We start from the raw sequence: 12,608 nt of genomic DNA, 5'->3' as shown, positions 1-12,608 counted from the left end.
ACAATAATATCTTCTCCATCTCTCCAAGCCCCCAGCTAAGTTATCTTGAAGCACAAGCATAACTTAACAGGAGTGATATTTGATAGAAGAGTGTTTATTCCTGTTTAGCAAGAACTGTTAACTTTAGTTTAGCAGTCACACCCCCACTCGGATAGAGGAGAGGGCATTTTGAAGCCGGTAACTTTCACCAGTAAATGCAATAACATGCGCATGATGTACGAGACGATCCACCAAGGCGGAAGTCAGTCGGTTGTCTCCGAACACCCTGTTCCATTGTCCAAACTCCAGATTTGACGTAACAATGACGCTCTTCTGTTCATAACAGTCTGCGATGATATGGAACAACAGCTCCGATCCCTGCTTGCCAAAAGGCACATACCCTAGCTCATCAAGAATCAATAAATCACATTTCTCAATCTGCCGTTTTAGGCGCTGTAGAGTGCCTTCTCTCAAGGCATCCTCCAATTGTCCGACCAAGTCTGCCACGCGGAATAAGCGAACCTCATAGCCCTTTTCACAGGCCTTCAACCCGAGAGCCGTCCCAAGATGCGACTTGCCAGTGCCTGGAGTGCCAAGAAGCAACAGATTCTGCTTTCTTTCCAGGAACCGAAGATCGCAGATCTCCTCTTTCGAAGTGGTGGCCGGCAGATGCAGCTGCTCTGTCCACTTATAATCCCTCAGCCATTTTAGCTCCCTGAACTTTGCCTTTTTGATTAGCCGGGCCACCTTCGTCGTCTGCCTGGATTCCACTTCTAACATCAGCACATCGCGCAGGAACTGCTCTTTATCTTCAAAGGGGATGCAATCATATCCCTCGGGGATATGGGCCAGTCTCAATGCTTTGCAGATTGATTGAAGTTCCATCAAGAGCCACTTCCTTCGAGAGCAGGGCAGAGCTGCTGATCGTACTGACTCAGGTCTGTCTCATATCCGACAAGAATGGCAGGGGTATGCGGCTCGGTTGTGCCCTCCGGATATTCAAACTTCCTGGCCTCCAGAATGGCACCCAGCTCGTGCGGTTCCCTATCCAGCCTTTGCTCCGCACCCAGAATATTTTCGATGTCTTCCAATGTATAACGTTCCATCAACGCCTGAATTCCCTTGGCCCTTGCTTTGGTTTTCGCCGAATCCCGCGTCAGATAGGTCCTCACCCGGTCAGGCAAATACTGAAAGAAACGTGAATACCTTACGGAACGAGGCTTCCTCACCCAATCTTTGAAGATTGCCTTCCAAGGAATCGGGCGGCTGGTATTCATATAGGGCCTGTCACTCTGGTAAACAATTTCTCCGTCTGACAGGAGACAAGTGAACCGGTCCCACTCCATCTTGATGAGAAGTCGCTGCTGCGCCCTGGCCTTATGAACGACAAACTTTTCTTTGTCCACCTCTATTTCACCGTAATTGTTCACACTTCCACTTTTCACGGAATAGACCGGCAGGTCGGAAAGAGGCAGGGTTTTGAGCTTCTTCTGATCCTCTTGCCATAGCTCTTCGATCAGGACTCCTTTCTCATAGTGCATGCGCTGACGGTCCTTCGCCATTTCCCCCTCCACCCAGGACTGCATTTGCGCAAAACTTTCCATTATAGGAGAGACCGTGAAAAGATTGTTTCTCGTGTAACCGACCTTCTTCTCCACGTTTCCCTTCTCATGTCCGCTTGCGGGGTTGCAGGCCTGGACTTCGAACCTGTAATGGTTTTGGAAGGCAAGGAAGGCATCCGTATATGTACGTTGGTCTCCTTTTCCGATGGTTGCCACTGCAGCGGAAAGGTTGTCAATCCGAAGGTGGGTAGGCACCCCGCCCGCCTGGTGGAACAGCCGTTTCAGCCCCTCAAGGAAACACTCCGTGTTCTCGCCCGGCATCGGACAAGCAAAGCCTGCGTTGCTGTATGGGAAACTCAAAATCAGCAGTTTGATATCCTTGTAGTTCCCGTCTTTCACGACCGTCATCTCGCCAAAATCGACTTGCGCCTCACCCGGAGGGTGCTCCAGCCTTTCATATCTCGTTGCCTTTTCCTCTTTCAATTGCGGCTTCCGATGCTGAATATATTCACAGACCGTGCGGTAAGATCCTTTGAATCCATGTTGATCACGCAGATCTTCGTGGATCTTCTTGTTGGTTCTCCGGTCCTTCCGCCTCAGTTTGCCATCCTCCTCCAACCAGTCATCCACAATCTCCCCGAAGCCCTCCTCATACATCATCCCCTTTTTGGAGAAGGCAATCGGCGTTGGCTGGGTTTCCCCGTCTGCATACTTTTTAACCGTTCGCCAGTTTCTCCCTGTTTTCTCCACGATTTCGTTTATGGATAACCCTTCGATTTCACGCAAATGTTTGATATAATGAACTTCAGGCATTGCTAGCATCCTTTCGCATCCTCCCACTGTTATGATCTGTTCAATCAATACAGTAGAGGGTAATTTGGGGGCTGGCAAGCCTTTTTTTATGCAGGGAGTTTCTGCACGAATCCTCTGCAAATCACTGTACTTTTATTATGCAATAAACACTCTGTAGACAAAGAAACTGAACTATTGATGATACATTTAGAGGTTCTATTAGCGAGAAGAAAATGAATTTATCTGAACAAATGGTATAATTAAGTAAAATGATAAAAAAGGTAAAGGTGGAATATGGGGATTTTCATCGGAAAAGAAGGTTTGGTTGAGCGAAGGGCCAAGGCGGGAAGGATTGAAGATAAGAAGGGGATAACTGGAGAAATAGAAATTGGAGAATTGTTGAAGAGATACTTACCCAAAGATACATATATAATTGCCCAGCCCGATATTGGAGAACTTCAACCTGACTTTTTGGTGATTTCACCTTCCTACGGTTTCAGGCTTGTGGAAATTAAAAATATGGGTATTAGCTATATAAATGAGGTGTTGACAAATGGGGGATTGGTTACAGACAGGTATGGTACGAAAAATCCATGGAATCAGGTGAGAAATCAGGCAGATCAATTCCACAGCTTTTTGGTTTCAAATTTCCCGTACTTTCAGAATAAAGATCCATATAGAGGCATTGGATATTGTGTAATCCATAGAGGAATTACCAAAGCTGAGTTTGAATATAAATTCTCCAAGACATTATCGGCTTGGTCAGATAAAGAACGACACAATTATTATAAGCATCATTTCTTTTCTAGTGAATTGGGTTATAACACCAATGCACTTATCCAGAATGCGACAAAGTTTCAGTCCTCATATCTCATAGACGGCAATTTGATTACTCAAATAGTCACAAGCATATCTAGTTCATACTCAAAAAAATTCGAATCAGACCCATTTGAGGAGTTGAACAACCAAAAGGTTGATATCAATAACCTCAATAGGAAGGTAATGGGGCTATATGAAGAAGTAGAACAATACAAAACTAGTAAAAAGAAGGGTAAGAACAAGAAAGGGTTCATTGCTTTAACCGTCTGCGCATTAATAGCAATAATTATAGTGCTTTTTATCTTTATAGGGAGAGAAGACAGCCGGGCTGTTAACACTAGCGGTTATGGGATTGAAACAATAAATCCAGATGAGTATGTAGTCATAGAGGGCGAGGTTAAAAGATTTTATTATGACCCGAACAGCAAAACGAAGTTTTTGACAATCTCTGTGAATGATAACGAGATGGACGCTGTCATATTTAAAGATATCAAGGTTCCTTTTATAAAGGAAGGGGAGACGCTGGTTTTTAGTGGATACACCCAATTAAATCCAAAGGGTGATCAAGTTGAGTTAAGGATTACTGGGATAAAATAAATTGGTCGAGTCCGAAAAAGGGGAAATGAAAATGCCAATCGAAGTCGCTATCTGGAACGTAACAGACAATCAAACCACCCGAATTCAGTACAGCTCTCTGGAATCAGAAATGAAGCTTGAGGATTTGCTCATGAAGGACATATCCATTTTGACGGACGATGTTCTTCTGATCGGGCGGCAGATCATGACCAAACATGGCAAGTGCATTGATTTGCTGGGAATCGATGTGGACGGCAATTTGCTCATTTTTGAACTCAAGAAAGATAAGACCCCCCGTCAAGTGACTGCACAGGTGCTGGATTATGCGAGCTGGGTACAGACGTTGTCCTATGAAGAGATTGTGGAGCTTTATGAAGAGAAGAACAAGAGCCCATTGGAAGTCGCCTTTTCCGATAAGTTTGATAGTGATTTGCCTGAGGAGCTGAATAGCTCGCATCAGATGGTCATTGTCTGTGCGGAGCTGGATCATGAGACGGAGAGAATTATCAATTATCTCTCATCCAATTACAACGTCCCAATCAATGCCGTTTATTTTCGCTACTTTAAGGATGGAGAAAACAGCTATTTAACGAGAACATGGCTGATCGATCCGGATGTAACGGAGGAAAAGGCCATTAGTGCTCAGGCGGAAAAGAAGAAAGAGGATTGGAATAAACGGGATTTTGCGGTGAATTTTGAAGATGGACCAAATCGCAGCTGGAAGGATGCAGTGCAATACGGATTTGTTGCGGCCGGGAATGGCAAGTGGTTCAGCCGCACTTTGAAGAACCTGTTCGTCGGGGCTCGGGTATTCTGTATGATACCGGGCGAAGGATATGTGGGTATCGGTACTGTCACCCGAAAGGCGGTTCCATTTAAGGATGCCATCGTCATCGTTGACGGGAAGGAAGTGCGTTTGGCCGATTGCCCCTTGGACAATCCCGATCTTGGACACGACAGGGAAGACGTGGACAAATGCGAATACATCGTCGGCATTGATTGGATCAAAACCGTACCGAAGGAAAAAGCCTTCTGGGTAAAGGGGTTGCGTGCCAATCAAAACTCGGCCTACAAGCTGCGCAGCCAGTATACGATTGAAAAAGTGGAAGAGTATTTTTCTCTATGATGAGTATGGCAGGGGTCATGCGTTATTTCATTCTAAATGTAGGCATCAAAGCGGTGCAGGAATTTTCCGCAGCACAAAAACACTACAGGGCAGATAAATGTTGGGTAATTACAAACAGTTATTTTACTGCTCCAGCCAAACAATTGGCCCGATGATGGAGTAAGGTTAGTAGATCGTTCTTTGTTGATGACATGGATGAGCAGGAGGAAGATTGCGGATAAAAGTTCTCTATAATTCTTGACCGATTTTCGTTGGATTCTCCTATCCGACAAACGTGATAAAAGTTTTCCATTCTTAAAATCCCTCTAGCAGACCTCCAGCACATGATGCAAATGGTCAAAGAGGGGCCGGAATTATCCATTAAGATCTGATAGGCTTAAAGCATTCAACTTTGCTGTGATATAGTTATTCCGACTCATTGCCATCAAGAGTGTGGTGTACTATGATGAAAATAATACATAATATTCTGATACCATTTATGGGTGGAGAATAAGAGAACCCCATGAAAATGCCAGACTGCTGCATCTTTGCGGCACTGCTGGTTTTTTCATGGGGTTTTTTATGTGGAAAAGTGCTTTTGCCTCTATGCTTCGTCAGCTTCCCGAACCCTACAATATATGCAAAAGGGAGGAAGGATATGTTTAGTAAGATGGATCGTTTGATGCATGGGCTGTGGATGGCAGTGGCGGTGATCGTCATGGTGTTTTCTGTGCCGGGCGGTGATGCTCAAGCTTTGGAGGGGGACCCGGGCGTTTTGATTACGGAAATCGTTGCGAAATCCGCCGGGGAAGGCCAGCCGTTTGAGTATGTGGAGATTTATAATCATACTTCACAGGCAATTGATCTGAACGGCTATCAGCTGCAGTATTTTACGAGTGATTTTACGCAGCCGGCCAACAGATGGCCGATTCCGGGCCAACAGATCCAGCCAAGAGAGTCGATCGTGCTGTGGCTCAAGAAATTTAATGATCCGGATGTGCCGCTCTGGGATTTTAACTCGAATTACGGCGTGCTGCTGCATAAGGACCAGGTTGCGGAAATAAAATTGACAACGGCTGGGCAAGGCTTGCACGACAGTGCCTTGCGCCAGGTCGGCATTGCCAATGCTGCGGGAGAAACGATTGTCACCGCCCTTGTGAATGAAGGAACAGCAGACGGCATTACAAACAAAAGTGTCATCTACCAAAAAAGTGATGGACAACAGATGACAAGGATCCGGAACAATGAAACGGCCACTCCGGGAACACTTGTTGCCGGTCAGGTGCCGGGGCCAGAGACACCGACAGACGTAAAGGCAGAACCATTAAACGGAGCCGTTGCGCTGAGCTGGAATGCATCTGCGGAGGCGGTAAGCTATCACGTCTATCAAAAAGGGGCAGCCGGGCCGGCGGTTGTCAATGGCGACACGTTCTACACGGCGGAAAATCTAGGGAACCATCAGTCTTATACTTTCACGGTAACCGCGATAGATGCGGATGGAAATGAATCACCGGCAAGTGCGGCTGTTCAGGCGGTCCCGCAGGAAGCGTCCGACCGTGAAGCTCCGCAGGCTCCAGCAGGATTGAAAGCAGTGCCTGGAGCCGACCATGTCGTGCTTCAGTGGGAACAAAACCCGGAAGCGAATCTTGCTGGCTATAACGTCTATGTTGATGGAATATTTTACGAAAAAGTCTTGCCGGAAAAGACGAGCATTACTATATTGCCGCTCCAGCTCGGAAGGGAATACACGTTTTCCGTGACAGCGATTGACATCGCCGGAAATGAGTCCGATCAAGCGCAACTCATTGCCGGACTATCGGACGATGTGCCGATACCTGAGATTCTCATCACGGAAGTCGTGCCGGATACGGATAACTACGCAAAGTATGACGCCTTTGAGTATGTGGAGATCTACAACAACAGCAATGAAGCCATCGATTTGAAAGGCTACCGGATCCGTTCTGGAAGCTGGAACGTAGAAATCCAAGCGTCCGTCATTATAGAGCCATGGGATACTCAGCTGTTCTGGACAAGGACACAGCAAATCATGCCAATTACGCTTGAGGCGTTCAACTCCGCCTACTTCGGCTCTTATGTAAGCAAATACTTAAGCGAAGAAAAAGTTCATATTTTAAACAATATCGGCGGTTTGGTGAATAGCGGAAGCCAAAGCGTCATCATAACCAATCCTCAAGGATCCGAAGTGGTGAGGGCAAACTATACGGGAGCAGACGTGTCATTAAGAAAATCCGTTACGTTCGGCTTTCCGTCTGACCGCAGTCTGACGATGAAGACGCTTGCGGGCCATCAGGAGCCGACCCCGGGATGGGTCGATCCGGATCAGGTGCCTAAGAGGCCTCAAGGGGATCAGCAGTTGCCAAAAACTCCTGCGAATGTCCGGGCAGAAGCAGGCAGCGGAACGGCAGAACTGACGTGGGATCCGGATAATGAGGCTGATATTTATCGTTATCATATATATAAAGACGGGCAACTGGAGTTCTCCGTAAAACCGGATCAGTATTCCTTTACGCTTTATACGCTAACCGGAAACAAGACGATTACACTGGAAGTCGCTGCAGAAGATGTATATGGGAATATTTCAGAGAAGTCGGAGCCGCAAAGAGTAACGCCGGCCCACCAAATCATTACGCAGGAAGAGAGGTCTTTTGTGGAAAAAGATCCTGCCTACCAGGGGTTATGGGACATCAGCAAGGACGGACCAGTCATACCGGGACTTGCCCAGGACCTCATACCCCAGGGAATCACATACTATAAGCAAAAGGATTGGATCTTGACGATCAGTTATCTTGATAATGGCAGACCTGGCACCTTGACCGTCGTAGATGCCACAACTGAAAAGCTCGTTAAATCGGTTTTGCTTTATAACAAAGACGGCAGTCCATACACGGGCCATGCGGGAGGACTCACGATCAGCAAAGACCATGTCTGGGTCGCTTCCGAGGAGCATCTGCTTCCATTCCGGATCAGTGATCTTGTGAATGCGCCTAACAATGGCGAAATCCGCTTCCTTCACAAAATACAGGTTCCGATTCATGCCGCCTACAATGTGTATGATGAAGGCATTCTCTGGGTCGGTGAATTTTACGAGGCGAAAGACTATCCGACCGATCCGTCTCACCACATGGAGACTCGGACGGGGAATATGCATCATGCCTGGATGATCGGCTTCGATTTGCGGCCGAACACCGATATGCTTACAAAAGAGCAATGGAATGAAAGTTCCGGCCAGCCGGCTGTTCCTGATTATGTATTATCGACAACGGACAAGGTTCAGGGAGCAATTGTTCAGAAAAAGGGCATCACCTTGAGCACTTCCTATGGCCGGGGGAATGACAGTGTGCTGTACCGCTATGAGTATCCATTGAAAGAGAAGCCGCATAGTCAGCTGACGGTCGCAGGGAAAACTGTTCCCCTCTGGTTCTTGGACGGAGCTCAGTCTAAGCCGCGTGAGAGCATTGAAGCCATCCCCATGCCGGAAGGGATTGTCGCCAACCATCCGAAAGATCTGTATGTGGTCTTTGAATCAGGAGCCAATAAATACCGTTATACGACCACCTATCCGATGGACCGCATGCTGAACATCGATTTGAAGAAATTGATGAAGGACGACAAGGACATCATTAAAGAAGAGAGAAAGTAACGAAATCTGGTGACAAACAACATTTGGAAAGGAAAGGCATCGTCGAGATGAATCTCTGCGATGCTTTTTCTAGGGCGCCCTGCATGGGCGAATACTAGGTGGTGAAAGCTCCACTACAGGCTTGGCATCAGGAACGGTTAGCTGTTCATCCTATCCCATAACGTCCCATTGCTGATGGCCTTATGAACGGCAGGAAAAAAAGTCCGCCCAATATGCTCTCTAAAAATGATACAGTGTCAAAATACGTTGATGTAAAACACAATCGGGACTTTTAGTGTCAAAAAAGCTGTGTATATAGTCAAAATACCCAATCCGAAATGGATGGTATTAAAAATTATATTTTTTTTATCCCTTTATATAAAGCGCTTTCTTAATGATTTTATAAAAAAGTTAAAGCATGCCACTAAGTTGGCATGCTTTTTGCATTAATAAAGGGTGAGGAAAAATACAGTCATGATGAGGGGGTGATCAATAGTGAGATATATATTGCTGGCTTCACATGGAAAACTTGCAGAAGGGATGCTGAATTCAATTGAGGTGATCATTGGTAAACAAAATAATGTTTGGACTTTAGCTGCTTATCTTGAGCCTCAATTTGATTTAAAAAAACAAGTGATTCAGTTTGTAAAGAAGATATCTGATAAGGACGAACTTATTATAGTCACTGATATTTTAGGCGGGAGTATAAATAATGAGTTTATGAATGTATTAGAGGATAAGAGAATTCATTTAATTTCCGGAATGAATTTAGCGCTTATCATTGACCTGTTAACGAACATATCAAGAAGTGAATCTCTAGAAACAATCATTCCTTCGGTTTTAGAGAATATCAGTGAGTCCATCAAGTATTGTAATTTGGAAATGAATAATCAAGTATCTGACGAAGAATTTTAAGGAGAGGGCAAATAAATGATTAAATTATTGCGTGTTGATCATCGATTATTACATGGACAAGTTGCATTCAGCTGGACACAGCATCTAGGGGCAGATTGTATTTTAATCGCGAATGATGATGTGCCAGTCAATGATCTGCGAAAAACGACCATGAAACTAGCGAAACCTCAAGGTGTGAAATTAGTCATTAAAAGCATAGAAGATTCCATTGAAGCCTTAAAGAGTGGGGTTACTGATAAATATAAACTCTTTATCGTCGTGGAATCGGTTGCTGATGCGGAAAGAATAGCAAGCGGTTACCCCCAAGTGAAACTAGTAAACTTGGGAGGGATAAAGGCAAGGGAAGGAACAAGAAATATTTCAAAAGCAGTTAATCTATTGCCACAGGAAGAGGAACTGGTTAAAAAGATGATGGCGAAAGGAGTGGAGGTGGAAATCAGACAAGTCCCTAGTGAAAAACGAATGAATGCTGAAGCTGCATTATAAAAAAAGATTAGGAGGAGCAAAGGATGTTAACGGCATTATTATTAGGGTTTATTGCCTTTGTAGCGCAATCTGAGTATGCCTTGGGAACATCTTTGATATCTCGTCCCCTGGTTACTGGACTGTTTGTAGGAATTGTAATGGGGGACATCAAAACGGGTGTCATTATGGGTGCCACATTGGAATTGGCGTTTATTGGTACATTTTCTGTCGGTGCAGCAATCCCTCCAAATATCGTTACAGGTGGTGTTTTAGGTGTAGCTTTTGCAATTGCCAATGGTGCAGGCCCTGAAACAGCTTTACTGCTTGGTTTGCCTATAGCGACACTAGCTCTAATATTTGAAAACCTGTATCTCGGTCTTGTGCTGCCGATTCTCTTGCATAGGGCTGATAGATATGCTGAAGAGGCAAATACGCGCGGTATAACGGCAACCCATCTATTAGGCGGATTTGGAATGTCTTTGATGATTGGCTTAATTGTCATGATTTCCTATTCTGTTGGCAGTAATGCTATCAGCCATGTACTGGATATGATTCCGGCGCCAATTCAGACTGGATTAGAAGTGGCAACTGGGCTGATTCCTGCTCTTGGATTTGCGATGTTGGCTAGATTGTTAATCAATAAACAAGTAGCACCGTATTTTTTCCTGGGGTTTTTATTAGCAGCATACCTAAATATACCAGTAACGGGTATTGCATTGATTGGTGCGGTAGTTGCTTTTGTGATCGTTAACCTGATGAACAGAACGAAGCTGGCAGGAATTGAAGGAGGGGCGATTGACAGTGGGGATGACGATGAAGAGTTCTGATGAACATGATGCGATTCAAAAAGACGAGGCGGTTGAGATTACAAAAAAGGACTTGAATAGCCTTTTTTGGCGCTCCTTTACAATGGAGTTCTCTTGGAATTATGAACGCCAAGCTAGTCTTCCATTTACATTTGCGATGATCCCCATATTAAAGAAGTTATACAAAAATAAAGAAGACCTTGCTGCTGCTTTAAAGCGGCACTTAGAATTTTTTAATACGACTCCCCATATAGTCACACTTATATTAGGGATTTCAGCTGCAATGGAAAAGCAAAATGCGGAAGACCCTGCGTTTGATTCTGGATCAATTAACACGGTTAAAGCCTCTTTAATGGGCCCTTTGGCAGGGATAGGAGATTCGTTTTTTTGGGGAACTCTACGCCTTATAGCTACAGGGATTGGCACATCACTTGCACTGCAGGGAAACATTTTAGGGCCAATTTTATTTTTATTGGTATTTAATATTCCCCACATCGCGCTACGTTACATCTTTACAGGATTAGGCTATCGACTGGGGACCGGTTTTTTGAAAAAACTGCAAGAAAATGGTGCCTTGGGAATGTTAACTTTAGGCGCAGCAATATTGGGATTAATGGTTATTGGCGGTATGAGTGCAGAAATGATTGTATTAGAGATTCCAGTCACTTTTGGCAGTGGTGAATCCGAAACTTCTGTGCAAGAAATATTGAATGGGATTATGCCGGGACTTCTGCCTCTTCTGGCGTTTGGCTGTGCCTATTGGATGCTGGGAAAGCACTGGAAGCCAACGACGATTTTGCTTTGGATTGCAGTTTTTAGTATTTTAGGTGCTTGGGCTGGAATATTTGGATAAGCTATTTGGAAAGGATGAGGGTCGCATTGAATGAAACGATGATGGACTATATCAATGAACAGCATCTAGTATGCAAAAATATTATCAATAATTATTCTGAAAACCTAAGACCATTTCAAGATCTAATTACGCGCAAAAAGCCGAGAAATTGGTTAATTATCGCAACTGGTTCCAGTTATAATGCAGCTTTAAGCGCAAAATATTATATAGAAAAGATATCTGGAATATCAGTTGAGATTAAGGAGCCTTTTACATTTGTTCATTATGAAGAAATTAATCGGTCAACAGATTTCATATTAGCCATTTCTCAAAGTGGAAAAAGTTCATCAACAATTGAGGCCTTAAAAAAATCCCGAACAAAAGAAGATACCCCTATAGCTATTTTAACAGCGAATTTAGACAGCCCTGTAACAGAATATGCTGATTTCATCATAGATATTGGCTGCGGAGTTGAAAATGTGGGCTATGTGACAAAAGGTTTTACGTCCACCGTATTAACCTTAATGCTGATGGGGATGGTCACTGCCAGTAGTTATGGAGATAAAAAGGCCCTATTAGAAAAGAATGAATTTGAAAGAGTTATAGATGAAATTCCAAGCGTTATAACTGCGACTGAAAGCTTTTATCGTCAATATGAGAAAGAGTTTACTGAAATTTCGCGCTTTTCGGTAGTTGGATATGGACCAACAGTTGGGACAGCTAAGGAAAGTGAAACAAAATTCACTGAAACAATCCGACTTCCTACACAAGGGTTTGAGTTGGAGGCCTATATGCATGGACCGTATTTAGAGGTGAATGATCGATATGGGTTACTACTAATTCAAACAAAAAGCCCCCATCTGGAAAGGATAAAAAAATTAGGTGACTATTTCTCTGCCTATACAGATTATTGTTATTCCATAACAACTGATTGTGGCGATGCTGAAAAAACGCTTTCGTTATGTCTCGATATTGATGAATATAAAGCTCCGTTGCTGTTGGCGATTCCATTCCAAATTATTGCTTATCGTTTATCTGCAGCCAGAGGCATTGATCTTAATCAAGAAATATTCAAAGACTTTGACGAAGTTTTAAAAAGTAAAGTATAAGAGATTCT

The 12,608-nt window shown here is 44.2% G+C and carries 11 protein-coding genes; 9 read left to right on the top strand and 2 right to left on the bottom strand.

The features are described from left to right. Window positions 1–135: 135 nt before the first annotated feature. Both istB and istA read right to left on the bottom strand, forming a co-directional pair. Complete coding sequence (gene istB / locus AC0TWI_RS10480; RefSeq protein WP_488126293.1) at window positions 136–864, bottom strand: IS21-like element helper ATPase IstB; 729 nt, start codon at window positions 862–864, stop codon at window positions 136–138. Further along, entirely contained in the window at window positions 864–2,363 is a 1,500-nt protein-coding gene (gene istA, locus AC0TWI_RS10475; protein WP_488126292.1) for an IS21 family transposase, read from the bottom strand. Before istA ends, istB begins: the two co-directional genes overlap by 1 nt. A gap of 264 nt (window positions 2,364–2,627) precedes the next feature. Between istA and AC0TWI_RS10470 the strand changes: the two genes are divergently transcribed. The 9 genes from AC0TWI_RS10470 to AC0TWI_RS10430 all read left to right on the top strand — a co-directional run bounded on the left by AC0TWI_RS10470 (window position 2,628) and on the right by AC0TWI_RS10430 (window position 12,600). Further along, window positions 2,628–3,749 carry a nuclease-related domain-containing protein gene (locus AC0TWI_RS10470; protein ID WP_488126291.1) on the top strand — a complete coding sequence of 374 codons (1,122 nt, stop codon included), beginning with the start codon at window positions 2,628–2,630 and terminating at the stop codon, window positions 3,747–3,749. A gap of 31 nt (window positions 3,750–3,780) precedes the next feature. Further along, window positions 3,781–4,854 carry an endonuclease NucS domain-containing protein gene (locus AC0TWI_RS10465; RefSeq protein ID WP_488126290.1) on the top strand — a complete coding sequence of 358 codons (1,074 nt, stop codon included), beginning with the start codon at window positions 3,781–3,783 and terminating at the stop codon, window positions 4,852–4,854. Next, entirely contained in the window at window positions 4,851–5,009 is a 159-nt protein-coding gene (locus AC0TWI_RS10460; RefSeq protein WP_488126289.1) for a restriction endonuclease, read from the top strand. The genes AC0TWI_RS10465 and AC0TWI_RS10460 overlap by 4 nt, the downstream gene beginning before the upstream one ends. A 482-nt stretch (window positions 5,010–5,491) precedes the next feature. After that, a complete protein-coding gene (locus tag AC0TWI_RS10455; protein ID WP_488126288.1) occupies window positions 5,492–8,494 on the top strand; it encodes a lamin tail domain-containing protein in 3,003 nt (1,000 codons plus the stop codon). Window positions 8,495–8,968: 474 nt separating this feature from the next. Beyond that, the gene (locus AC0TWI_RS10450) at window positions 8,969–9,388 is read left to right on the top strand and encodes a PTS sugar transporter subunit IIA (RefSeq protein ID WP_488126287.1); all 420 of its coding nucleotides are present in this window, start codon (window positions 8,969–8,971) and stop codon (window positions 9,386–9,388) included. 15 nt (window positions 9,389–9,403) lie between these two features. Continuing rightward, window positions 9,404–9,874 carry a PTS sugar transporter subunit IIB gene (locus AC0TWI_RS10445; RefSeq protein ID WP_488126286.1) on the top strand — a complete coding sequence of 157 codons (471 nt, stop codon included), beginning with the start codon at window positions 9,404–9,406 and terminating at the stop codon, window positions 9,872–9,874. A 23-nt stretch (window positions 9,875–9,897) separates the two neighbouring features. Further along, window positions 9,898–10,680, top strand: a complete 783-nt coding sequence (locus AC0TWI_RS10440; RefSeq protein ID WP_488126285.1) for a PTS mannose/fructose/sorbose/N-acetylgalactosamine transporter subunit IIC — start codon at window positions 9,898–9,900, stop codon at window positions 10,678–10,680. Continuing rightward, window positions 10,661–11,512, top strand: a complete 852-nt coding sequence (locus AC0TWI_RS10435) for a PTS system mannose/fructose/sorbose family transporter subunit IID (RefSeq protein ID WP_488126300.1) — start codon at window positions 10,661–10,663, stop codon at window positions 11,510–11,512. The genes AC0TWI_RS10440 and AC0TWI_RS10435 overlap by 20 nt, the downstream gene beginning before the upstream one ends. A 26-nt stretch (window positions 11,513–11,538) precedes the next feature. Further along, window positions 11,539–12,600: an SIS domain-containing protein gene (locus AC0TWI_RS10430; protein ID WP_488126284.1), complete on the top strand. Its 1,062-nt coding sequence runs from the start codon at window positions 11,539–11,541 to the stop codon at window positions 12,598–12,600. Window positions 12,601–12,608 lie beyond the last annotated feature (8 nt).

The organism is Lederbergia sp. B243.17, from assembly GCF_057657925.1.
Note: the sequence above shows the minus strand (reverse complement) of the source record. Positions and strands in the feature narration are given on the sequence as shown.